This window comes from Microvirga calopogonii (genome assembly GCF_003347665.1).
GTDB lineage: Bacteria > Pseudomonadota > Alphaproteobacteria > Rhizobiales > Beijerinckiaceae > Microvirga > Microvirga calopogonii.
Genome location: NZ_QDGA01000001.1, coordinates 184164 through 206132 on the forward strand (window position 1 = coordinate 184164; position 21969 = coordinate 206132).

Annotated in this window: 20 protein-coding genes; 8 read left to right on the forward strand and 12 right to left on the reverse strand. The window is 64.2% G+C overall.

Translation table 11 applies throughout. The annotated features are described in order from the left end of the window. Window positions 1–50 precede the first annotated feature (50 nt). Window positions 51–1466, reverse strand: a complete 1416-nt coding sequence (locus DDF70_RS00800; protein ID WP_114942966.1) for an FAD-binding oxidoreductase — start codon at window positions 1464–1466, stop codon at window positions 51–53. Window positions 1467–1649: 183 nt separating this feature from the next. Between DDF70_RS00800 and DDF70_RS00805 the strand changes: the two genes are divergently transcribed. Then, complete coding sequence (locus DDF70_RS00805) at window positions 1650–2192, forward strand: thioesterase family protein (RefSeq protein ID WP_114942967.1); 543 nt, start codon at window positions 1650–1652, stop codon at window positions 2190–2192. Here DDF70_RS00805 and DDF70_RS00810 read toward each other — a convergent pair. Next, window positions 2189–2470: a hypothetical protein gene (locus DDF70_RS00810; protein ID WP_162820169.1), complete on the reverse strand. Its 282-nt coding sequence runs from the start codon at window positions 2468–2470 to the stop codon at window positions 2189–2191. The two genes, DDF70_RS00805 and DDF70_RS00810, sit on opposite strands and share 4 nt — an antisense overlap. A gap of 148 nt (window positions 2471–2618) precedes the next feature. Between DDF70_RS00810 and DDF70_RS00815 the strand changes: the two genes are divergently transcribed. Further along, a complete protein-coding gene (locus DDF70_RS00815; RefSeq protein ID WP_170316009.1) occupies window positions 2619–4994 on the forward strand; it encodes an ATP-dependent helicase in 2376 nt (791 codons plus the stop codon). A 125-nt stretch (window positions 4995–5119) separates the two neighbouring features. Here DDF70_RS00815 and DDF70_RS00820 read toward each other — a convergent pair whose 3' ends face one another. After that, window positions 5120–6001 (reverse strand): manganese catalase, encoded by an 882-nt coding sequence (locus DDF70_RS00820; RefSeq protein WP_114943272.1) that lies wholly within the window; start codon window positions 5999–6001, stop codon window positions 5120–5122. Between the two features lie 203 nt (window positions 6002–6204). Between DDF70_RS00820 and DDF70_RS00825 the strand changes: the two genes are divergently transcribed. Continuing rightward, on the forward strand, window positions 6205–7479 hold the full coding sequence (locus tag DDF70_RS00825; RefSeq protein ID WP_114943273.1) for an SAM-dependent methyltransferase: 1275 nt from the start codon (window positions 6205–6207) through the stop codon (window positions 7477–7479). Window positions 7480–7799: 320 nt separating this feature from the next. On the opposite strand, the gene DDF70_RS00835 is transcribed toward DDF70_RS00825, so the two are convergent. Further along, window positions 7800–8675, reverse strand: coding sequence for an SDR family NAD(P)-dependent oxidoreductase (locus DDF70_RS00835; protein ID WP_114943274.1), 876 nt, complete (start codon window positions 8673–8675; stop codon window positions 7800–7802). Window positions 8676–8827: 152 nt separating this feature from the next. Between DDF70_RS00835 and DDF70_RS00840 the strand changes: the two genes are divergently transcribed. Beyond that, window positions 8828–9745 (forward strand): 50S ribosomal protein L11 methyltransferase, encoded by a 918-nt coding sequence (locus DDF70_RS00840; protein WP_114942969.1) that lies wholly within the window; start codon window positions 8828–8830, stop codon window positions 9743–9745. A gap of 143 nt (window positions 9746–9888) precedes the next feature. On the opposite strand, the gene DDF70_RS00845 is transcribed toward DDF70_RS00840, so the two are convergent. After that, window positions 9889–10113, reverse strand: a complete 225-nt coding sequence (locus DDF70_RS00845; protein WP_114942970.1) for a hypothetical protein — start codon at window positions 10111–10113, stop codon at window positions 9889–9891. A gap of 325 nt (window positions 10114–10438) precedes the next feature. Here DDF70_RS00845 and DDF70_RS00850 point away from each other — a divergent pair, with 325 nt between their 5' ends. Beyond that, on the forward strand, window positions 10439–12259 hold the full coding sequence (locus DDF70_RS00850; RefSeq protein WP_114942971.1) for an aminopeptidase P family protein: 1821 nt from the start codon (window positions 10439–10441) through the stop codon (window positions 12257–12259). Here DDF70_RS00850 and DDF70_RS00855 read toward each other — a convergent pair. The 5 genes from DDF70_RS00855 to DDF70_RS00880 all read right to left on the reverse strand — a co-directional run bounded on the left by DDF70_RS00855 (window position 12256) and on the right by DDF70_RS00880 (window position 17875). Beyond that, window positions 12256–12555 carry an AzlD family protein gene (locus tag DDF70_RS00855; protein WP_114942972.1) on the reverse strand — a complete coding sequence of 100 codons (300 nt, stop codon included), beginning with the start codon at window positions 12553–12555 and terminating at the stop codon, window positions 12256–12258. The two genes, DDF70_RS00850 and DDF70_RS00855, sit on opposite strands and share 4 nt — an antisense overlap. Beyond that, entirely contained in the window at window positions 12552–13262 is a 711-nt protein-coding gene (locus tag DDF70_RS00860) for an AzlC family ABC transporter permease (protein ID WP_114942973.1), read from the reverse strand. Before DDF70_RS00860 ends, DDF70_RS00855 begins: the two co-directional genes overlap by 4 nt. Before the next feature lie 65 nt (window positions 13263–13327). Beyond that, a complete protein-coding gene (locus DDF70_RS00865) occupies window positions 13328–14194 on the reverse strand; it encodes an AraC family transcriptional regulator (RefSeq protein WP_162820170.1) in 867 nt (288 codons plus the stop codon). 47 nt (window positions 14195–14241) lie between these two features. Beyond that, the gene (gene ligA / locus DDF70_RS00870; RefSeq protein ID WP_114942975.1) at window positions 14242–16401 is read right to left on the reverse strand and encodes an NAD-dependent DNA ligase LigA; all 2160 of its coding nucleotides are present in this window, start codon (window positions 16399–16401) and stop codon (window positions 14242–14244) included. A gap of 1003 nt (window positions 16402–17404) precedes the next feature. Further along, window positions 17405–17875 (reverse strand): MarR family winged helix-turn-helix transcriptional regulator, encoded by a 471-nt coding sequence (locus DDF70_RS00880; protein ID WP_114942977.1) that lies wholly within the window; start codon window positions 17873–17875, stop codon window positions 17405–17407. A gap of 103 nt (window positions 17876–17978) precedes the next feature. Here DDF70_RS00880 and DDF70_RS00885 point away from each other — a divergent pair, with 103 nt between their 5' ends. The 3 genes from DDF70_RS00885 to DDF70_RS00895 are packed head-to-tail and all read left to right on the forward strand — an operon-like array spanning window position 17979 to window position 19840. Beyond that, the gene (locus DDF70_RS00885; protein ID WP_114942978.1) at window positions 17979–18332 is read left to right on the forward strand and encodes a DUF1428 domain-containing protein; all 354 of its coding nucleotides are present in this window, start codon (window positions 17979–17981) and stop codon (window positions 18330–18332) included. Between the two features lie 8 nt (window positions 18333–18340). Then, on the forward strand, window positions 18341–19117 hold the full coding sequence (locus DDF70_RS00890) for a VOC family protein (RefSeq protein WP_114942979.1): 777 nt from the start codon (window positions 18341–18343) through the stop codon (window positions 19115–19117). An 18-nt stretch (window positions 19118–19135) separates the two neighbouring features. Further along, window positions 19136–19840 (forward strand): DUF899 family protein, encoded by a 705-nt coding sequence (locus tag DDF70_RS00895; RefSeq protein WP_114942980.1) that lies wholly within the window; start codon window positions 19136–19138, stop codon window positions 19838–19840. 17 nt (window positions 19841–19857) lie between these two features. Here the strand turns inward: DDF70_RS00895 and DDF70_RS00900 are convergent, their stop codons facing one another. Together DDF70_RS00900 and DDF70_RS00905 are read right to left on the reverse strand one after the other, a co-directional pair. Continuing rightward, a complete protein-coding gene (locus tag DDF70_RS00900) occupies window positions 19858–21201 on the reverse strand; it encodes a sensor histidine kinase (RefSeq protein WP_114942981.1) in 1344 nt (447 codons plus the stop codon). Beyond that, window positions 21198–21854: a response regulator gene (locus tag DDF70_RS00905; protein ID WP_114942982.1), complete on the reverse strand. Its 657-nt coding sequence runs from the start codon at window positions 21852–21854 to the stop codon at window positions 21198–21200. The genes DDF70_RS00900 and DDF70_RS00905 overlap by 4 nt, the downstream gene beginning before the upstream one ends. Window positions 21855–21969 lie beyond the last annotated feature (115 nt).

Genomic DNA, 21969 nt, shown 5'->3' on the forward strand with positions numbered 1-21969 from the left:
CTTATCTCATGACGCCGGGAACCGGGAGCGCCGATCCATGTGTTCCACCGTCAAAGCGCAACGATCTTGCCCGGATTCATGATGTTGAGGGGATCGATGGCCTGTTTCAAGACGCGCATGAGGTCGAGCGCGGCCTGTCCATGCTCCACTTCCAGGTATTTCATCTTCTTCTGGCCTACGCCGTGCTCGCCCGTGCAGGTCCCCTCCATGGCGACCGCCCGGCGCACCAGCCGGTCGACAAAGGCCTCGCAGGCCTCGATTTCCGCAGGGTCATCCGTATTCACGAGCGGCTGGACATGGAAATTGCCGTCGCCCACATGGCCGACGATGGGCGCCACGAGACCGCTCTCCAGGATGTCCTGCTTGGTGGCATCCACGCATTCGGCCAAACGAGAGATCGGCACGCAGACATCGGTCGCCACCGACTGGGCGCCGGGCCGCAGACCCTTGGCCGCCCAATAGGCGTCGTGCCGGGCCTGCCAGAGGCGTGAGCGCTCCTCGGGCTTCGTCGCCCAATCGAACGGTCCGCCGTCGAACTCGGCCGCGATCTCGCCGAAGCGCTCCGCCTGCTCGTGCACGCCGGCCTCGGAACCGTGGAACTCCAGCAACAGCAGCGGGCTCTCCGGCAGGGTCAGCTTGGAGTGAAGGTTGACCGCCCTCACCTGGACCTCGTCGAGCAGTTCGATGCGTGCCACCGGGATGCCGGTCTGGATCGTCATGATCACCGCGTCGCAGGCGGCCTTCACGGAAGGGAACGGGCAGATGCCGGCCGAAATCGCCTCCGGGATCCCGTGAAGTTTCAGGGTGATTTCGGTGACGACGCCCAGCGTTCCCTCCGAGCCGATGAGGAGGCGTGTTAGGTCGTAGCCCGCCGAGCTCTTCTTGGCCCGGCTCGCCGTCTTCACGATCTCGCCGTTGGGCAGCACGACGGTGAGCGCCAGGACCACATCCTTCATGGTCCCGTAGCGGACCGCATTGGTGCCGGATGCCCGCGTCGCGACCATGCCGCCGATGGAGGCATCTGCGCCCGGATCGATCGGGAAGAACAGCCCCTTGTCGCGCAGGTACTCGTTCAGCTCCTTGCGGGTCACTCCCGCCTCGACCACGCAGTCCAGATCCTCGTCGTGAACGGCGATGATGCGTTTCATCAGGCTGAGATCGACGGAAACTCCGCCATAGGGCGCATTGATATGCCCTTCCAGCGATGTGCCGGTGCCGTAGGGAATGACCGGAACCCCGTGGGCCGCGCAGAGTTTGACGATCTCCGAAACTTCTTCCGTCGTGCGCGGATAGACCACGATATCCGGCGGCTGGTTCTTCACCCAGGTCAAGGTATGGCCATGCTGCTCGCGCACGGCAGCCGAGGTCGCGACCCGGTCGCCGAAACGCCGCGAGAGTTCGCTCGACAGGGCGGTAATGGAGGCATCCGTCGTCTTCAGGCGGGCATTCGCTTGGGGGGCATTCATGGAGGCTTCAGATCCGGTTGTGATGCTCGTTCCACCCATAGCTACCAGAACCGTTGCAAAGGCAACACTCCGGATGAGAAAGATGCCGCACCCCTGCTGCACAAGCCATACGAACGTGCTAACGTTTATTCCTTTTCGAGGAAAGGACAGTCATCTGAGCGGCATCGAGGGACGAGCCTGACCATGGAGAAGCGGACACCCGTCTTTTTCTTTGCACCCTTCGTATCGTCCACGATGCGGGTTGAACCCGCATGGATCGACTATAACGGCCACATGAACATGGCCTATTACCATGTGCTCTTCGACCGTGCCGTGGAGGAAGGCTTCAGCCTCGTTGGACTAGGGCACGAATACCTGGAGAAGCACCAGGCATCCTTCTTCGCGGCCGAGGTTCACACCGTCTACAAGCGAGAACTGAAGCTGCATGACCGAGTGCGCGTCACGCTCCAGCTCGTCGATTTCGACGAGAAGCGGATCCACTACTACCTGGAAATCCGTCACGCCAATGAGGGCTGGGTTGCCGCCTCGATGGAAGGCCTTTCGCTCCATGTGGACATGGAAACACGGAAGGTCTGTCCCTTCCCGGACGATATTGCGGCCAATCTCGCCGTCATGAAGACCACACATGCCCGGCTGTCGCGGCCTCAAGCGCTGGGCCGCATCATCGGCATCCCCCACAAGCCCGAGTTTCAGGACGCCTTATCGGCATCGGGCACGCGCCATTAGCAGATTCTCCCGGGCCCGCAGCCGGAGCGCGGCATCGGAGGGATATACCGGGGAGCGAAAAGCCGATCCCGGTCCACGTTCTGCCGGATCTGGTTGCTTTTGCTCTGAACATCCTGCTCGACACCCAGGATGCGCTGATCCTGCTGGATGCGCCGGTTGATCTGGTCCGTGCTCTGCTCCGCAGGGCTCGTGCGCGGCAGGCGGGTCTGCGCCTCGGCCGCGACAGCCATTGGCAGGGAAAGGCTTGAGACGACGGCAAGGGCCACCATAAAACGCATGGAACATTCCTCTTCAGGCCTATGACACCCATATGGCGATCAGCGCCTTTTTCGACAATGAGGTCGAAGCCTGGAAGTTGGCCCCTGCGGCAGGATCGACAGGACTTCAGGCTCGACGCCGTTCGCCTTTTGATCCATGGTCCCGCTGATGAATCACTCCGATAACCGCCCCGACCCGCAGGACAGTCTCGCCCATGAGCCGGCGTCCGGCTCCTTGAGCGCCCGCGCCCGTGCAGCTGTCGCGCCCCAATCGCCTTACCTGAACGGCCTGAACCCGGAGCAGCGTGCCGCCGTCGAAGCCACGGAAGGGCCCGTTCTGGTGCTGGCGGGCGCCGGCACCGGCAAGACCCGCGTGCTGACCACCCGGATCGCGCACCTGATCGCCACCGGCAAGGCCTATCCGTCCCAAATCCTTGCCGTGACCTTCACCAACAAGGCCGCGCGTGAGATGCGGGAGCGCATCACTTCCGTGATCGGTCCGGTAGCCGAGGGGATGCAATGGCTTGGCACCTTCCACTCCATCGGCACCAAGATCCTGCGCCGCCATGCGGAGCTTGTTGGCCTGCGCTCCGACTTCACGATCCTCGGAACGGACGATCAGCTGCGCCTGATGAAGCAGGTGATCGAAGCCGAGGGGATCGACGAGAAGCGGTGGCCCGCGCGCCAGCTCGCCGCCCATATTGACGGCTGGAAGAACCGAGGCCTCGGGCCCGATCAGGTTCCTGCCGGTGAAGCCGGCGCCTTCGCCAACGGCAAGGGCGGGCGGCTCTACCGCGCCTATCAGGAGCGGCTGAAGGTCCTCAACGCCGTCGATTTCGGGGATCTCCTGCTCGAATGCCTGCGTCTATGGCGCGAGCACCCGGACATTCTGGAGCAATACCAAAACCGGTTCCGCTACATGTTGGTGGACGAATACCAGGACACCAACGTCGCCCAGTATCTCTGGCTGAGGCTGCTCGCCCAGGCACGCAAGAACCTGTGTTGCGTCGGCGACGACGATCAGTCGATCTATGGCTGGCGCGGTGCGGAGGTCGACAACATCCTGCGCTTCGAACACGACTTCCCGGGCGCGACCGTGATCCGCCTGGAGCGCAATTATCGCTCCACCGGCCACATTCTCTCCGCCGCCTCCGGTCTCATCGCCAAGAACCAGGGCCGTCTCGGCAAGACCCTGCGCACGGAGGACGAGGCCGGTGAAAAGGTGACGATCACCGGCGCCTGGGATTCCGAGGACGAAGCCCGCCTTATCGGCGAGGAGATCGAGGCCTTCCACGCCAAGAAGCACCCGCTCTCCGAGATCGCGATCCTGGTGCGCATCTCCGCCCAGATGCGCGAGATCGAAGACCGGCTGGTGACGCTCGGCGTCCCCTATCGCGTCATCGGCGGTCCGCGCTTCTACGAGCGCGCGGAAATCCGCGATGCGCTTGCTTATCTTCGAGTCGTCAACCAGCCGGCGGACGATCTCGCCTTCGAGCGGATCGTGAATGTGCCCAAGCGTGGCCTGGGCGATGCCACCATCCAGGTGCTGCACAACCATGCCCGCGCCGCCCGCGTGCCGCTCATGGAGGCCGCGCGCTTCATCGTCGAGACCGACGAGCTGAAGCCGAAGCCTCGGGCCACTTTGCGCGACCTTCTGATCTCCTTCGGCCGCTGGTCGAAGCTCTCCGAGACCATGACGCAGTCGGAGGTCGCGCAAACCGTGCTGGAGGAATCCGGCTACACCGACATGTGGCAGAAGGACAAATCGGCCGATGCCGCGGGACGCCTGGAAAACCTCAAGGAGCTCGTGCGCTCCATGGAGGAATTTCCCGACCTGCAGAGCTTCCTCGAGCATGTGTCCCTGGTCATGGAGGCCAACGAGAGCGACACGACCGAGCGCGTGAGCCTCATGACGCTTCATGCGGCGAAAGGTTTGGAGTTCGACACGGTCTTCCTGCCCGGTTGGGAGGAAGGTCTGTTCCCGAACCAGCGCGCGCTCGACGAGAGCGGCCGCGCCGGCCTCGAAGAAGAGCGTCGCCTCGCCCATGTAGGCCTCACCCGTGCGCGGCGCCGGGCCAAGATCTACTTCGCCTCCAACCGTCGCATCCATGGCCTGTGGAACTCGACCGTTCCCAGCCGCTTCGTCGACGACCTGCCCGAGACCAACGTGGAGATCGTCGAGGCTCCTGCGAACTTTTCCTATGGCGGCTACGGCGGCGGCTCACGCTTCGACCGCATGCAGCCTTTCAGCGGCTCGTCGTACCAGACGCCCGGTTGGCAGCGCGCCCAGGCGCATCGCGCCTCGACCGACGATGGCGGCTATTCCGCGCGTCGCTCGGGCGACAGACGTGGGCCCATGCTGATCGAGGGTGAATTGGTGGCCAAGTCCACCGGCGGTTCGGGCTTTGCCGTGGGCGGGCGCGTCCTGCACACCAAGTTCGGCCCGGGCACCATCGAAGCGGTCGACGGCAACAAGCTCACGGTCGAGTTCGACAAGGCCGGACGGAAAATGGTGCTGGACAGCTTCGTCGAGGCATTGGGGTAACACCCTGGGCCTCCGTCATCACCGGCCTTGTGCCGGTGATCTCGACAGAGGTTTGAGGCGCAGCGCTTCATGGAATCGGGATGGCCGGGACGAGCCCGGCCATGACGTGATATCACGTTGGTACTTTACTCCGCAGCCGCCGGCGGCACCGGCGCAGGCGGCGTGCCGTAGGTACGCGGATCGATCGGGTTGAGCTGGCCTTCGTCTTCCGTGTAGGCCGGCGGGCGGTCGACATAGGTGAAGGTGCCCTTCCCGTCCGGCGCAGGCCCCTGCGCCCAGCGGCCCTGCTGGCTCTCCACGCCCTCGGAATGGTTGAGGAATTGGTAAGCGACCTCGGTCTTCTCCAGGCCCTGCGGGAAGTTCGACGGGACCGGGGTCGTTTCGAGGCCGTCCTCCTCCAGTTCCTTGATCGCCGCGAGCCACTGGTTCTGGTGCATGGTGTCACGGGCGAGCATGAAAGAGAGCATGTCGCGTACGCCTGTGTCGTTCGTCATGTTGTAGAGGCGGGCGACCTGCAGACGTCCCTGGCTTTCGGCGGTCACGTTGAAGCGGAAATCGGCGAGGAGGTTGCCGCTTGCAATCGTATAAGCCGCATTCCAGGGATTGCCGACGCTGTCCGACGGACGGGATCCGAGGCCGGCCACAATGTATTGCTGCGGGTTCATGCCGGCCACGATGGCATCCTCGACACGGGCTCCGCCCATGACGGCGCCGACCACGGAGTTCTTGGCCATCTCTTCCTGCTGCTCGATCGGAGATGTTTCGAGCAGGCGCGCAATCATGGTGGCGAGCATTTCGACATGGCCGATTTCCTCGGTGCCGATGTCCATGATCATGTCTTTGTACTTCTGAGGACCGCGACAGTTCCAACCCTGAAACAGGTAGGTCATCATCACGCTCATCTCGCCCCATTGGCCGCCGAGGGGCTCCTGCAGCATCTTGGCGAAAAGCGGGTCGGGTCTTTCGGGCTTGGCATGATACGCCATCTGCTTCTGACGGAAGAACATCGGCTGCTCCTGTTCGATGGATTGAATGGCGGCGCTCGGCCCCACGAGCGTCAGGCTTCCAACAAGAGCGATTCCCGGTTGTTCCCGAATTCGGCTGTCTTTCCTGTACTTTAGACTTATTATGATTTGGCCTTTTAGCCTCTAGCCACCCGCGCGCAACTGTGGAACCATCCGCGCCCGACGAACAATCATCAGAGATGCCGATGTTCCCGTTGTCCCATATGCTGAAATCCTTCATTCGCACCGGCACCTTAAAGGTCGTCGATGCGGAGGGCGGCGTGCACGTGTTCGGCGGCGCCAAGCCAGGGCCGAGCGTCACCATGCGCCTGACGGACCGTTCGCTTTACCATAAGCTCTTCCTCAATCCGGAGCTGCATGCAGGCGAAGCTTATATGGACGGGCGTATGAGCTTCGAGGACGGCTCGACCTTGCGGGACTTCCTCAATCTCTTTTCGATGAATCGCTCGACCCTGGCAAACTACCCGCTCCAGAACGTGCTGAAGCGCATCTCACGGACCGTGAAGCGCTTCCAGCAGGCGAACCCGGTCGGCAAGGCGCAGCAGAACGTGGCGCATCACTACGATCTCGGAAACGATTTCTACAGGCTCTTCCTCGACAAGGGCATGCAGTATTCCTGCGCCTACTTCGTCAACGATGACGACACGCTGGAAGAGGCGCAGCAGAACAAGCTTCGGCTCATTGCCTCGAAGCTGCAGCTCAAGCCCGGCTTGAAGATCCTCGATATCGGCAGCGGCTGGGGTGATCTCGCCCTCTATCTTGCCGCAATGGAGGACGTGGACGTGACAGGCGTCACGCTGTCGAAGGAGCAGTATGAACTCTCCAACGAGAAGGCACGGCGCGCCGGCCTCTCGAACCGCGTGCGCTTCGAGCTGCTCGATTACCGCAAGGTGGAGAAGAAGTTCGACCGCATCGTATCAGTGGGCATGTTCGAGCATGTGGGCGTTCATCATTACGGCGAGTTCTTCAAGAAGATCAACGCACTGCTCGATGATGACGGGCTCATGGTGCTGCACTCCATCGGCAAGATGAGTCCGCCCGGCACCGCGAGCCCCTGGCTGCGCAAGTATATCTTCCCCGGCGCCTATTCCCCTGCCCTGTCGGAGGTGTTTCCCGTCGTCGAGCAGAACCAGCTATGGGTGACTGATTTGGAGTTCCTGCGTCTTCACTATGCCAAGACGCTCAACCATTGGCATCGGCGCTTCGAGGCCAACCGGGAGAAGATCGCTGCGATGTACGACGAGCGGTTCTGCCGGATGTTCGAATTCTATCTCATCAGCGCCGAGACCATGTTCACGACCGGAAGCCAGCTGGTCTTTCATATGCAGCTGGCCCGCAAGCGCGATGCCGCGCCCATCGTGCGCGATTACATCACGGATACCCAGCGTGCCTACAAGGCCAAGGAAACCGAGAAGCTGCATGTGCTCGCACCTGCAGAGACGGTTCTGCAGGCCGGCTGACGAGGCTATTAAGCTGGCGTTTCTACCGAGCTGGAGAGTCGGCCGGATTCAGCATGACAGGTTTCCCCTCTCGTGCAGCTTGGTACACGGCCTGCAGGATGCGGATATCGCGCAGGCCCTCCTCGCCGGGTGTCTTGCGTTCGCGGTTGTCCATCACGGCTTTGAGGCAAGGCGAGCCCGCCTCCTCCGCTTTGCGCGAAAGCTGGGCGCGGCGGCAAGTGCGGAGTCCAGGAGGAGCCCTCCGCCCGTGCCGCGCAGGAAGAGCCGGCGGGACAGGTCCGCATCGAAATACATCGTCATGGTACATACCCGAAACGCGGTCAGGTGAGGGTCTCGTAATCCTTGTTCTTCAGGCCGTCATGGGAATGGCGCGTCGGCAGCTTACCCTGTGGCTGCTTCTTGAAGTTCGATGCGGCTTTGGTGCCCACGGGCCCCTTTGAGATCGTGATGCCGCCGTCCACCATGTAAAGCGCACCTGTGACGAAGCTTGCTTCGTCCGATGCCAGGAAGCAGAACACGTTCGCGACTTCCTCAGGCGTGCCGCGCCGGCCCATGGGAGTGGCCTGGGTGATCATCGTGGCAAGCTCCGCATCCATCGGGCCCGTGGATTTATGCGTCCAGGCCGTATCGATAGGACCAGGGCACACGCAATTGGCTCGTACGCCATACGGCACCTGCTCGGCCGCGACGCCACGGATGAAGGAATGGATGAAGGCCTTCGTGCCGCCATAGGGTGTATTCTTCGGATGTCCGAGCACACCGGCTTCGGATCCTGTAGCGATGATGTTGCCGTGCGTCTCCTGGAGATGAGGCAGGGCGAACTTCGTCATCAGGAAGACCGAGCGCACATTCGAGCGGAATGTCTCGTCGAACTTGTCGATGGGATAATCCTGCGTCTCGGCCACAGCGAGAAAGACGCCGGCATTGTTGACGAGGACATCGATCCGGCCATAGGCGTCCACGCAGGCTTCGACGGCCGCCTGAGCATGGCGCTCCTCGGCGATGTCGCCGAGGTAGATCTCCGCGAAGCCGCCGGCCCCATTGATTGTCCGGGCCACATCCTCCACCGGATCGTCCGGCAGACCGACGAGGAGAAGGCGCGCGCCTTCGTGGGCGAACTTGAGCGCAATGGCTTCGCCGATACCGGTGCCGGCACCCGTCACGATGGCAACCTTGTCGAAAAGACGTCCAGTCATGGGAATCTCCTGGAAGAACAATCGCAGCCGCCGGCGGGGGACCGCGGCCGACATCAGGTGAGGGCACAACGGGACGCCATCCTGCCGGTTCCAGACAAAGCCCGATCTCACGGACAGGTGACCTCGGGCACGAGGGATGCTAAGGCGACGGCATGCTTGAAGGTCTGCACCCCAATCGCCCCACTCACGTGTTCCGCATCACCACGGACGAGCGCTCCGCGCGCGCCATGACCGACATGATCGGCGAGATCTTCGATCCGGCCGAGACGGCGGTCGCCTCCTTCGAGACGGAGGATGGCGGACCCTGGATGCTGGAGGCTTATTTCGCCCACCAGCCCGATGAGGCAGCGATCCGCAACCTGCTGCGCCCCATCGTCGGCGCGGAGGCGGACAAGGGTGTGTTCCTGCCGCTCGAGCAGAAGGATTGGGTGAAAGCTTCGCTGGAAGGCCTCAAGCCCGTCCGTGCGGGCCGGATCTTCGTCCATGGCTCGCACGACCGTCACGAGCGTCGCCCGAGCGACGTCGCCATCGAGATCGAGGCGGGCTTGGCCTTCGGCACGGGCCATCACGGCACGACGAAGGGCTGCCTGCTCGCATTCGTGGATGAGTTGAAGACGCGCACCCCTCGCCACGTGCTCGATGTCGGCACCGGTACGGGCATCCTGGCTTTTGCGGCCGCGAAGACCCTGAAACGGCCCGTCGTAGCGGGCGATATCGATCCGGAAGCCGTGCGCGTGGCGCGCGAGAATGCGCGGCTGAACGGGATCGGGTCTTTCATGAAGCTCTATGTGGGTCCCGGCATCCGTCATGCGGAAGCGGACCGTGCAGGCCATTTCGACCTGGTGTTCGCCAACATCCTGGCGAGGCCCCTTCGGATGCTGGCGCCGTCGCTGGCGCGCGTGGCGAGCCGGGACGGTACGATCATCCTGTCAGGGCTGCTGGCCCGGGACGTTCCGGGAGTGTTGTCGACCTACGCCCATCAGGGCTGGTACCTGCAGCGCCGCTACGATCTCGACGGATGGGCCGCGCTGGTCCTGAAGCGGGGCAGCGCACGTCCGCAGCCCCGCTGATAGTGATCTTACTCGGCCAGAACGCCCGGATAGCGCTTGGCGAGTTCGCGGCGCAGCTCGATGCTTTCGGCCCAGATCTCGCGGATGGCCTTCATGGCGGTGATGATGATCATGGTATCGTCTCGCTTTGGAAAAAGTGTTGGTCAGATCTTGGCAGGCAACAGGTCGGCTTGATCGAGGAACTCTGCTGAATGATCCTGCCTGCGGCTCAGGTCGCTGATGAAAGCCTCGTGGCGGCGCAGTTCCTGGGCAGCGCTTCTGGCGCGGCTCTCGACGAGCGCGCTCACGAAACGGTTGACCCACTGCGAAAGCCTGGACGGAGCTTTCTCGTGGCTGAGGAGGGCGGAAGACAAAACAGCTGTGATCATGGGCTCATCTCCAACAGATTGGTGCTGAGACCCTTCAGCGTTCCTCTGTTATCGTTGACAGGAAGATACGCATGATCCGACTTTAGTTGGAGTCACAAGATCACATGCTCGCCATGCACCAGTTGCAGAGCGTCATCACAAAGCGTTAACTTCCAGGCACTCGGCGCATATTTCCTGAGCAAGCTGCCGCGGAGCGCGGCAGCCCCTGTCGGAGATCTCAGCAGCCGCCGCCCCAGACGCGTCGATCCGAAAAGTGGTTTCCCGTTCTGGTCCGATGCTCTAGCGTGACGCCGTTTTCACGCTCGACCTTCGGTGACCGTTTTCCATGGCTCAGTTCCAGTTCTTCGACGATACGACCTCCCCCGCCCAAGGACCGAAGCACATCGCCAAGCTGCGAACCGAGATGGCCCGGCGCGGATTCGACGGCTTCATCGTTCCTCGCGCCGACGAGCATCAGGGCGAATACGTGCCGAAGAGTGCCGAGCGCCTGTCATGGCTCACCGGCTTCACGGGCTCGGCCGGCACTGCCGTGATCCTCCAGAGCGAAGCGGCTCTCGTGGTCGACGGGCGCTATACGGTCCAAGCCGCCGAACAGGTGGATACCTCGGTCATCACTCCGGTCCAACTGGCGAACTCCACGCCCGAGGACTGGATCGCCGACCACCTGCCGCCGGGCGGGATTATGGCCTACGACCCATGGCTCCATACGAGCGACGGTTTGAAGAAGCTCGAGCAGGCCGTGAGCCGTGCCGGGGGAAAGCTTTGTCCCGTCGACATCAATCTGGTCGACGTGATCTGGATCGACCGCCCGGCTCCGCCGCAGGCTCCCGTCAAGCCGCATCCCCTCGAATACGCAGGCGAGGCCGCGACCGCTAAGCTGGAGCGCATCCGGAAGAAGATGGCGGAGGCGAAGCTCGACGCGCTGGTCATCTCCGATCCGCATAATCTCGCCTGGGCCTTCAACCTTCGCGGCGGCGACGTGGGGCACACGCCTCTGCCCCTCGGCTATGCCATCCTTCCGAAGGAAGGTCGCGCCAGCCTGTTCTTCGATCCCGCGAAGGTGACGAACGAGGCTGGTGCGGCGGTGGGCGATCTCGCCGACTTCGCTCCCATCGCGACATTCCAGGGCGCCCTCGACACGCTGGGTCAGAGCGGCGGCAAGATCCGCATCGATGCGGCCACCGGAGCGGTCGCCCTGATCCGGCGGATCGAGGCGGCTGGCGGCACGGTCGACGTCGGAACCGATCCGATTGCCCTGATGAAGGCCATCAAGAACGAGGCCGAGATTGCAGGCTCCCACGCGGCGCATCTGCGCGACGGCGTCGCCGTCGCCCGCTTCCTCGCCTGGCTCGACCGCGAGGCTCCGTCGGGCCAGCTGACGGAAACCGACGTCGTCGAGGCTCTGGAGTCCTTCCGGGTCGAAACGGGCGCCTTGAAGAACGTTTCCTTCCCAAGCATCTCGGGAGCAGGCCCCAATGCCGCTCTCCCCCATTATCGCGTGACGACCTCAAGCAACCGCACCCTTGAGCCGAACCAGATCTTCCTGATCGATTCCGGCGCGCAGTACGAAGACGGCACGACGGACATCACCCGCACCGTCATCGTGGGCGAGCCGACGGACGAGATGAAGGACCGCTTCACCCGCGTCCTCAAAGGCCATATCGCCATCGCGCAGGCCGTGTTCCCGAAGGGCACGACGGGTGCGCAGATCGATGCCTTCGCGCGCAAGCCCCTGTGGGACGCCGGCCTCGATTTCGATCACGGCACGGGCCATGGCATCGGCAGCTATCTGTCGGTGCACGAGGGCCCGCAGCGCATCGCCAAGACCGGACACACGCCGCTGGAAGTGGGCATGATGCTCTCCAACGAGCCGGGCTTCTACAAGCCGGGCGATTACGGCATCCGCATCGAGAACCTGATCCTCGTGGAACCGCGCGCCATCCCCGGTGGAGACCGCGAGATGATGGGCTTCGAGACGCTGACCTTCACGCCCATCGACCTGCGTCTCGTCGAGCCCGCCATTATGACGGCCGACGAGATCGCATGGCTCAACGCCTATCACGCCGAGGTGCGCGAAAAGATCGGTCCGAAGCTCGATGCCGAGACGCGGACGTGGCTGGAGAATGCGACCCGGGCGATCGGTTAGAGCACGCTCCGCAGCAGCACGACGGATATCACGCCGACCGCGACCGTTGCGAGCAGCGGCAGCCTGAAGGCCGCCAATGCCGTGATGGCGGCCGCGATGGCTTCCGCCCAGCCTGTCGTGAGTGCCGTCGGCGCAATCACGGCAACCAGCACCGCCGGTGGAATGGCGTCGAAGGCGGCCTTGGCCCGGCCCGTGAGCACGAGGCGGTCGGCCACGAACAGGCCCGCGATGCGGGTGAAATAGGTCACGACCGCCATACCCAGGATGGCGAGCAGGGTCGTTGCATCGAGGTTCATGTACGCGCCTCCTCGGGAGCGGCCAGATAGGCGGCGGCGATGCCGGCGAGGGCTCCCGAGGCCACGTGCCAGGGCGCACCGATGAAGTGATGCACGAGAGCCGCCACGACGGCGCTGACCGCAACCGTGATCAGGGTCACCCGGCTCCGCCCGAAGCCTGCGACGAGACCGATGAACAGGGCCGTAAAGGCGAAATCGGCGCCGATGCGGGCCGGGTCGCCGAGGAACGAGCCGAGGATGGCTCCGAGGCTCGAGAAGATCGTCCAGTTCGCCCACAGCACGATGCCCATCGCGGCCCAATAGGCTCCTGTCACCGGACGCTCCAGGGCCCGGCGCTCGGACAGGGCCCAGGCCTCATCGGTCAGAAAGAAGAAGGACAGGAACTTCTGGACCCGCGACATCCGAACCTTGGGGGACAGGGACGCCCCCATCAGCACATGGCGCGCATTGATCAGCAGCGTCGCGAAGGCGAGCGTGAGGATCGGCGCGGGCTGGATCCAGGTCTCGATGGCGGCGAACTGGGCGCCGCCGGCGAACACCAGGGCCGACATCACCGTGACCTCCAGCGGCGACAGACCCTTGGCGGCCGCCACCGCGCCGAAAAGCAGGCTGATCGGAATGGCCGCCACGGTGACGGGCGCGATATCGCGCAGGCCCGCTCGGATTTCGCGGCGGTAGCTGACAGTGAAGGGATTTGCTTGATCCATGGCAATGCTCGTTTTCACGCCTTATGCAGGACGGATCGCAAGCAGTCTTGGATGAAAGTGCGGTGTCAGGCTGCGCGATATGCCCCTGGCGTCACGCCCATGCGGGCCTTGAAGACGCGGTTGAGATGACTCTGGTCGAAGAACCCGCAGGCGGCAGCCACGTCGCCTGGGGCCTGTCCCTGGCTCAGCAGCTTCGTGGCCGCGCGGAAGCGTCGGTCCAGCAGATAGGCATGGGGCGTCAGGCCCGTTTCCTTGGCAAAGGCGCGGATGAAATGGCTACGCGAGAGCCCAGCCATGGTGGCGAGATCGGCCAGGTCCGCCTCCTCGCTCATGTGGGCATCGAGATAATCCCGAACCCGCAGGATGCCCTTGGAGCCATAGCGCAGGGTCGGCAGGGCATCGAGATCGGCCCAGCGGGCGATCAGGCGGCTCAGGAAATCGATGAGCCGGGTGTCCTGCTCCATCTCGGAAGTCCAATGCCCATCCTGGGACAGGCAGGCATGGAGCCTGACCTGGGCCTGGAAAAGCTCGGGATCGTGGATGACCGAATGCGGGAACCAGGGGGCACGGGCGAGCGGCCGCCCGGCCACGTCCTCGGCGACTTCCTGCATCAGCCCGGACGATGGATAGAAGGTGCGGTACTCGAACCAGCCGCCATGGGGCTCGCCGTCATGGATTTCGTCGGGGCAGACGACGGCGACCGAGCCGGGCGGAGCATAATGCTGCTCGCCGCGATGATAGAAGGTCTCGCAGCCCGTCAGGATCGCCGCGATGGCATAGGTATCGTGGCTGTGGCGGGCATAGGCGTGACGGCGGAAGGTCGCGCGCAGGCAATCGAGGTCGCGGTAGCGCGGCACTCGCCAGAAATGCGTCACGTCACCCGCTCCGACCTGGGCACGATCGAGCGAGATCTCAGGAGGGATCACCGTCATGCGCGCCACCATGCCACATCATTGCGTCCAAGTCTTGGACAGGAGTCTCACCGTCGCCCGACGAGGGCGAACCAGCCGTCCTCGTCCATGACCTGGAGCCCTAGCTCGGCTGCCTTGGCGAGCTTGGAGCCGGCACCCGGCCCCGCCACCACGATGTCCGTCTTCTTCGACACCGATCCCGCCACCTTGGCCCCGAGCCGTTCGGCCATGGCCTTGGCCTCCTCGCGGGTCATCTGCTCCAGGGATCCCGTGAACACGACAGTCTTGCCTGCCACCGGCGAGTTCGCGGCAGCGGGTGCCTCCATCGGCTCGACGGTGACTTCGCTAAGGAGTGCATCGAGCATCTCCTCGTTGTGCCCCTCCTTGAAGAACTCGACCACTGCTTCCGCCACCACCGGCCCGATGCCGCCGATGGCGGTGAGTTCCGCATGGGCCTCCGATGTCGCATCGGCCGCGGCCTTCGCGGTTTCGCGCAGGTGTTCGAAGGTGCCAAAATGACGCGCGAGGAGGCGCGCCGACGTCTCGCCGATATGCGGGATGCCGAGCGCGAAGATGAAGCGGTTCAGCGCGATCGAACGGCGTGCCTCGATGGCGGCGAAGAGATTCTTGGCGCTCGTCTCGCCCCACCCTTCGCGGTTCTCCAGGCGCTTGAGGCTGCGTGCATTGCGCGCCTGCAGGATGAAGATGTCCTGCGGCCGCTGCACGAGGCCCTCTTCATAGAACTCGTCGATGCGCTGCTCGCCCATGCCCTCGATGTCGAAGGCGTTGCGCGACACGAAATGCTTCAGGCGCTCGCGAGCCTGCGCCGGGCAGATGAGGCCGCCGGTGCAGCGGCGCACCGCATCCTCCTTGCCGGTGCGCGGATTGACCTCGCGCACCGCGTGGCTGCCGCAGGCCGGGCACGTGGTCGGAAACTCATACGGCTTCGCGTCGGCCGGGCGCTTCTCCAGCACCACGTCGAGCACCTTCGGGATCACGTCGCCTGCGCGGTTGATGACGACCGTGTCGCCGATGCGGATGTCGACGCCGTTGCGGATCTTCTCGCCGTTGCCGCCGATGCCCTTGATGTAATCCTCGTTGTGCAGGGTTGCGTTCGACACGACGACACCGCCCACGGTGACGGGCTTCAGACGCGCGATGGGATTGAGCGAGCCGGTGCGGCCGACATTGATCTCGATGTCTTCGAGCACCGTCACGGCCTTCTGCGCCGGGAACTTGTGCGCGAGCGCCCAGCGCGGCGAGCGCGACACGAAACCGAGGCGCTGCTGCAGGCTCAGGTCGTCGACCTTGTAGACGACGCCGTCGATGTCGTAGCCGAGATTGGCGCGGTCGGTCTCGATAGCGTGGTAGTGCTCCAGCATCTCGGCGACGCTCGTGCAGCGGCGCGTGAGCGGATTGACCTTGAGGCCGAAGCTCCGGAAGCACTCCATCATGCCGTGTTGCGTATCCGCCGGCATTGCGCTCACCTCGCCCCAGGCATAGGCGAAGAAGCGCAAGGGACGCGAGGCGGTGATCGCCGGATCGAGCTGGCGCAGGCTGCCCGCCGCCGCGTTGCGCGGATTGGCGAAGAGCGCCTTTCCGGCCGCCTCCTGGCGCGCGTTGATGGCGGCGAAATCCTCGTGCGACAGATAGACCTCGCCGCGCACTTCGAAGATCTCGGGAACCTTAGACCCTTTCAGCCGGTGCGGAATGTCGCCCACCGTGCGGGCGTTGTTCGTCACGTCCTCACCCACCGTGCCGTCGCCGCGGGTGGCGGCGGATACGAGCCTGCCGCCCTCATAGCGCAGGCTCAGGGAAAGGCCGTCGATCTTCGGCTCGGCCGTGAAGGCCAGAGGCGCATCGGCCTTCCATTGCAGGAAGCGGCGGATGCGCTCGACGAATTCCTCCACCTCCTCGTCGGCGAAGCCGTTGGCGAGCGAGAGCATCGGCACCCGGTGCCGGATCTTGCCGAACTTCTCCGACACCTTGGAGCCGACCTTCTGGGTCAGGCTCTCGGGGGTCTTCAACTCGGGAAACTGGTCTTCCAGCGCCTCGTAGCGCTTGCGCAAGGCGTCGTACTCGGCGTCCGAGATGCTCGGCGCATCCTCTTCGTAATAGCGCCTGTCGTGCTCCCTGATCTCGGCGCCGAGCGCTTCGTGCTCGCTGCGCGCCTCATCGGGCGTCAGGTGGTCGACGGGGGTCTCGGAGAAGGATTTGCGTGGGGGCATGGTCGAATCGTGTTTGAGGGTGCTTGAACCATAGCGCTCCGGGACGGAGTCTCCAGGGGTCGAGCCGCCATTCGCCCCGCCCGTCCACTGTCATACCGGCGCAGGCGGGGATCCGGAAGCGATGAGGGTTTCGTCATGAGCGAGCAGCGTTGGCGGTGATGGATCCCAGGCTCCGCGAAAGCGGCCCTGTCTGACAACCCGTGAGAATTCTCCCCGTCATGCCCGCGCTTGTCGCGGGTATCCACGTCTTCTTCTGCGCGAGGGGATAAGACGTGGGTGGCCGGGTCAAGCCCGGCCATGACGCGGCGGTGGTGGCCCGGGATCGGGTGCCAGCTGTGGCACCGGCACCTGCGCCTTGTCATTCCCGCGAAGGCGGGAACCCATGACCGCCATGTCTCAAGACAGGGCGAGCCGCGTCGCGTCTCCTCCTGCATCGTCGGCGGCTCTGGATCCCGGATCTCCGCTGCGCTTCGTCCGGGATGACATTTCATGTCAAAGAGCCAGCACCTGCGGGCCCGCAGCTTGCGCTGCGGGCCGTCAGGGTTCGAGGGTGGCGCGTCGGGCAGCCCGGCTCGCTACTGGTGTGTTGATGGAAGAGCCGGACGGCCGCTTCGCGCACGGTTCTTTTCAGGTGGACCAACTGGCAGGGCCAAGGTCGACCTCCCGCGACCACAGGATTGCGAGGCCTGCGGCGGGACCGTGCCTGCTCCCACACTGCGACGCCTCGCGAGCGCGCCCCTCGTCAGGAGCAGATCTGCGCAATGATATAGCCAAGGTTGATGCGCCTGTCAAGAACAAAGCAAGAACATAACATTGCCCTCACCACCCCCGCGACGTCATCACCGGCCTCGTGCCGGTGATCCCGATCCGAAGAGCGCCGCGCGTCAAACAATCGAGATGGCCGGGACAAGCCCGGCCATGACAAAGAAATGCGCCTCTCTACCGAGCAGGAGAGGGATGGACGCGGCGTCGTTCTCATCAGGATTGGGTATCCGCCTCCACCTTACGCCGAAGCCGCAGGCTTCGTTCTCGAAAGCCCCGTCAATGCGCCGCGCAGATCGTCGGGATCGAGGCCCGACATGCCGGCCTCGATAGCGGCGTGGAGGCTCGTCCAGATCGGAATGGCCGAGGCCAGGATTTCCCTGCCTTTGTCGGTGAGGCTCAGGAGGCGGTTGCGGCGGTCGCCGGGATCCTTGGTGACAGCAACCAGGCCGTCGCGCTCCAGCGGCTTGAGGGCGGCCGTCAGGGTGGTCCGGTCCATGGCAAGGAGCTGCGCCACCGGGGCAATGGACGGCGGCGCGGGACGGTTGAGCGCGTTCAGCAGGGAGAATTGCCCGGACGTGAGCCCCACCGGCCGCAGAGCCTCGTCGAAGAGGCGCGACAGGGTTCGGGCGGCGCGCTGGACATGCAGGCACAGGCAGGTGTCGCGCACCAGATGGGTTGTCTCGTAGGGAACGTCTCGGGGGTTTGACATGGCCTAATTATGTTGATATCAACTCATTTGTCAAGAAGAACAGGCGTGCCAGGCGCCATGCGATCGAGCTCACCCGACTCAAACAAACCTTGGGAGATACGCGATGAAGTATGTCGATGGCTTCGTGCTCGCCGTGCCGGCGGACAAGCAGGAAGAATATCGCAAGCACGCCGCCGAGGCAGCGCCCCTCTTCAAGGAGTTCGGCGCGACCCGCATGGTGGAGTGCTGGGGCGACGACGTGCCGGACGGCAAGGTCACGGATTTCCGCCGCGCCGTGGACGCCAAGGACGACGAGATCGTGGTGTTCAGCTGGATCGAGTACCCGTCGAAGGACGTTCGGGACGCCGCGAACCACAAGATCATGACCGATCCGCGCATGCAGGCCATGGGCGAGCTGATGCCCTTCGACGGCAAGCGCATGATCTTCGGCGGCTTCATGCCGATCCTCGACGTCTGAGGTGCACCATGGCCAATCATCATGGCGATTTCATCTGGTACGAACTCCTGACCACGGATGCCGACGCGGCCGCGCGCTTCTACGGCGCGGTGATCGGGTGGCAGACACGCAAGGCGGAAGGCACCGATCGCGATTACAGGATCTTCGGGATCCGCGGCGACGATGTCGGCGGGCTGATGCCCCTGCCGTCGAACGCACAACGCGCGGGCATGCGCCCGACATGGCTCGGATATGTCGCGGTCGACGACGTCGACGCCACGGCGGACGCAATCGTTCGGGCCGGCGGCACGCAGCACATGCCGCCCGCCGACATTCCCGGTGTCGGCCGCTTCGCAATGCTCGCCGACCCGCAGGGCGTCACGTTCTACGTGATGCGCGGCGCATCGGACGGAACCAGCACGGCCTTCGACCAGAGCCAGTTCGGCCATTGCAACTGGAACGAACTTGCCACCTCCGATCCGGCGGCAGCACTCGCGTTCTACCAAGCCCTCTTCGGCTGGGAGAAGGGCGATGCCATGCCGATGGGCGAGATGGGCGAGTACCGGTTCCTGCAGCATGGCGGCCAGACCATCGGGGCCGTGATGAAGCGCATGCCGGAGGGCCCTCCCCCGGCCTGGACGTTCTACTTCGGCATCGAGGACATCGACGCGGCTGCCAAGGCCGTACCGGGCAATGGCGGCACCATCCATTACGGGCCGGCCGAAGTGCCGGGCGGCGTCTTCATCATCGTCGCCAGTGATCCGCAGGGCGCGCTGTTCGGCCTCGTCGGCCCGCGCAAGTCGTAAAGCGATGAGGAGCATGCCATGACAAAGGACCTCGTCCCTGCGGCGGAACTCGCACGGCGTTCCCCCGTGCGGTTTCCGAACGAAAGCGCGGAGTACCGCGCTGCGCGCACGGCCCTGCTGGCGGAGGAGATCGAACTGCGGCGCCACCTGGAGCGCGTTGCGGCGCAGCGGCGCGCCCTGCCGCCAGGCGGCGAAGTCATCGGCGATTATCGCTTCGAGGGTGAAAACGGCCCGGTGAGTTTCGCCGATCTCTTCGGCGACAAGCAGACGCTTGCCGTCTACAGCTACATGTTCGGCCCGCAGCGCGAGCGCCCCTGCCCCATGTGCACCAACCTGCTCGGCGCACTCGAAGGCAATGGCGCCGATATTCAGCAGCGCATGGCGCTCGCCGTCGTCGCGCGCTCGCCGGTCGAGCGGCTGATTGCCTGGAAGAAGGAGCGTGGCTGGAAAAACCTGAAGCTCTATTCGGACCTCAACGGCCATTACTCCCGCGACTATCACGGGGTGCTGCCGGACGGCTCGGAGATTCCGAGCTTCAACGTCTTCACCCGGCGAGATGGAACCATCCGTCATTTCTGGAGCGGTGAGATGACCGGCGATTCCGCCGATCCCGGTCAGGATCCGCGCGGCGCTCCCGACCTCGCGCCCCTCTGGAACGTGCTCGACATGACGCCGGAAGGACGCGGCACGGATTGGTATCCCAAGCTCACCTATGCACCATGATGGCGGCAAACGGCGCCTTAAGCATCGGATCGATCCGAACCGTGTGATAGTGGAAAGAGAGGAAGATCGACCTTCGCGATCAGGCCACTTCGATCGGGCCTGTTGCACAGCGAAAGGCGTCCTCCGGCCCGAAATGTGAGGGCCTTGACGATGGAGAGGCCGAGGCCCGTTCCTTCCTGCTCATGGTTCCCACGCACGAAGGGATCGCACACCCGCTCGAGCAGGTCGGTGGGAAGCCCCGGACCGGTATCGGCGATCTCGACCTCGGCCCTTCCCGCCGTGCATTGCGCGGTGACGACGATCCGCCCACCTGGAGGCGTGTAGCGAATAGCGTTGTCGAGAAGGTTGGAAAAAATCGTCTCGAGATCGTGCCGCTCGGCACGCACAGGAACGCTCGGCAGATCCGCCGTCGCGAGGGTGACGGGCTTGCTCTCGGCCAGGGGAGCGACACCGCGCAAGGCATCCCGCAGCACGTCGGCCAGATCGACCGGCTGCGGCGTCTCCGCCGCCGACGGCGCTTCGGCCCGCGCCAGGGCAAGAAGCTGACTCGTCAGGCTCGACATCCGCCGGAATCCGAGATCCATGTCGTCGAGAATCTCGGCCGTGACTCCAGGACTGGTCGTATGACGCAGATTGCTCGCCTGGATCCGAAGGGCCGTGAGAGGCGTGCGCAACTGGTGAGCCGCGTTGGAGACGAAGCGCCGTTGCGATGCAAGCATGTCCGCGACCCGCACGAGCGCCTTGTTCATCGCCTGGATGAGCGGCACGATTTCACCGGGCACGTCCGCCAGGGCGAGCTGCTGCGTGCTGTCGGGCTGGCGGGCCATGAGCTGGAGAGCCAGCTCGTCGACCGGCGCGAGGATCCGGCCGACGAGCCAGCGCACGAGCAGGGCCGAGATCGGGATCAGGAGTAGCGTTATGATGATCGCCGGCAATGCCGCCATCAGGGCGAGCTCGCGACGAACGCTGGACCTTTGGGAGACCTGAACGGTGCCGTCGTCCAACACCCAGGTGTAGCTGCGCCACTGCCCGCTTGGCGCATTGAAATTCGAGAATCCGGTTTGTGCCTGACGCGGCAAGTCGATGCCCGGAGGAAAGGATTTCAGCAGGTGCCCATCTTCGTCCCAAGCCTGAACGACAAGCATATCCTCGGCCTCGAGAGGCGGCGCGGGCATCTGCGCCAGATCGTCGACCGAGCTGACCACATTGAAGGCGATCTCGCGCATCTGGTCGTCGAGGAGATTATCCGGATCCTGCTGGGCGGCTATGTAGGCTCCCACACCTCCGAGCAGGCCGACGAGGATCAACAGGGCGGTGAACCAGACCGTGAGGCGCGTGCGGAGCGAGTTGCGGCGTTTCATTTCATCACCATCCAGCCGACACCACGGACGTTGCGGATGATGTCGTTGCCGAATTTGCGGCGGATGTAGTGGATCAATACGTCCACCGCGTTGCTCTCGACCTCTTCGCCCCAACCGTAGAGCGCGTCCTCGAGCTGCTGACGCGACAGGATCGTTCCGGGCCGTTCGATCAGGGCCTGCAGGAGCGCGAATTCCCGTCCCGGAAGAAGCTGCGTCGAGCCCTTGTAGGTGACTTCATGAGTCGCGAGATCGAGAACGATTTCGGAGGAGCGGATCTGCGATGTGGCATGTCCCGCATGGCGGCGGATCACCGCCCGGATGCGTGCCGCAAGCTCGTCGAAGTCGAAGGGCTTCACGATGAAATCATCCGCTCCGAGATCCAGGCCCGCCACGCGGGTCTCGATATCGTCGCGCGCCGTGACGATGAGCACCGGCGTTGCGTCCTTGCCGCCGCGCATCTCCTTGAGCACGTCGAGGCCGGCCTTGTCGGGCAGGCCGAGATCCAGCAGGACGATGGAATAGTGGTTCGCCCGTAAGGCGCCGAGCGCATCGTCTCCGGCTCGCGCCCAGTCGATCGCGGCTCCCGACCCTTCGAAAGCCCGTGTCAGACTGCGTCCGATCAGAGGATCGTCTTCGACCAGGAGAACCCGCATGATGGCCGCTCTCGATGCAGGACGAGTTCAATCCTGCGGCCGATGAAAGGCAATCGCGCAATTTGCCGCTTGGGGTGGCCATGGAGAGGCCGGGCGTTCCGCGGTCCTCATTCTC

Bases quoted from the DNA above. Each gene is read 5' to 3' on its own strand.
- DDF70_RS00820 (WP_114943272.1), bottom strand. From the start codon at position 6,001: ATGTTCTTCCGTCAGAAGCAGATGGCGTATCATGCCAAGCCCGAAAGA.
- DDF70_RS00810 (WP_162820169.1), bottom strand. From the start codon at position 2,470: ATGCGTTTTATGGTGGCCCTTGCCGTCGTCTCAAGCCTTTCCCTGCCA.
- DDF70_RS00890 (WP_114942979.1), top strand. From the start codon at position 18,341: ATGGCCAATCATCATGGCGATTTCATCTGGTACGAACTCCTGACCACG.
- DDF70_RS00805 (WP_114942967.1), top strand. From the start codon at position 1,650: ATGGAGAAGCGGACACCCGTCTTTTTCTTTGCACCCTTCGTATCGTCC.
- DDF70_RS00885 (WP_114942978.1), top strand. From the start codon at position 17,979: ATGAAGTATGTCGATGGCTTCGTGCTCGCCGTGCCGGCGGACAAGCAG.
- DDF70_RS00845 (WP_114942970.1), bottom strand. From the start codon at position 10,113: ATGATCACAGCTGTTTTGTCTTCCGCCCTCCTCAGCCACGAGAAAGCT.
- DDF70_RS00855 (WP_114942972.1), bottom strand. From the start codon at position 12,555: ATGAACCTCGATGCAACGACCCTGCTCGCCATCCTGGGTATGGCGGTC.
- DDF70_RS00860 (WP_114942973.1), bottom strand. From the start codon at position 13,262: ATGGATCAAGCAAATCCCTTCACTGTCAGCTACCGCCGCGAAATCCGA.
- DDF70_RS00825 (WP_114943273.1), top strand. From the start codon at position 6,205: ATGTTCCCGTTGTCCCATATGCTGAAATCCTTCATTCGCACCGGCACC.
- DDF70_RS00835 (WP_114943274.1), bottom strand. From the start codon at position 8,675: ATGACTGGACGTCTTTTCGACAAGGTTGCCATCGTGACGGGTGCCGGC.
- DDF70_RS00895 (WP_114942980.1), top strand. From the start codon at position 19,136: ATGACAAAGGACCTCGTCCCTGCGGCGGAACTCGCACGGCGTTCCCCC.
- DDF70_RS00900 (WP_114942981.1), bottom strand. From the start codon at position 21,201: ATGAAACGCCGCAACTCGCTCCGCACGCGCCTCACGGTCTGGTTCACC.
- DDF70_RS00800 (WP_114942966.1), bottom strand. From the start codon at position 1,466: ATGAATGCCCCCCAAGCGAATGCCCGCCTGAAGACGACGGATGCCTCC.
- DDF70_RS00880 (WP_114942977.1), bottom strand. From the start codon at position 17,875: ATGTCAAACCCCCGAGACGTTCCCTACGAGACAACCCATCTGGTGCGC.
- DDF70_RS00905 (WP_114942982.1), bottom strand. From the start codon at position 21,854: ATGCGGGTTCTCCTGGTCGAAGACGATCCTCTGATCGGACGCAGTCTG.
- DDF70_RS00865 (WP_162820170.1), bottom strand. From the start codon at position 14,194: ATGACGGTGATCCCTCCTGAGATCTCGCTCGATCGTGCCCAGGTCGGA.
- DDF70_RS00850 (WP_114942971.1), top strand. From the start codon at position 10,439: ATGGCTCAGTTCCAGTTCTTCGACGATACGACCTCCCCCGCCCAAGGA.
- ligA (WP_114942975.1), bottom strand. From the start codon at position 16,401: ATGCCCCCACGCAAATCCTTCTCCGAGACCCCCGTCGACCACCTGACG.
- DDF70_RS00840 (WP_114942969.1), top strand. From the start codon at position 8,828: ATGCTTGAAGGTCTGCACCCCAATCGCCCCACTCACGTGTTCCGCATC.
- DDF70_RS00815 (WP_170316009.1), top strand. From the start codon at position 2,619: ATGAATCACTCCGATAACCGCCCCGACCCGCAGGACAGTCTCGCCCAT.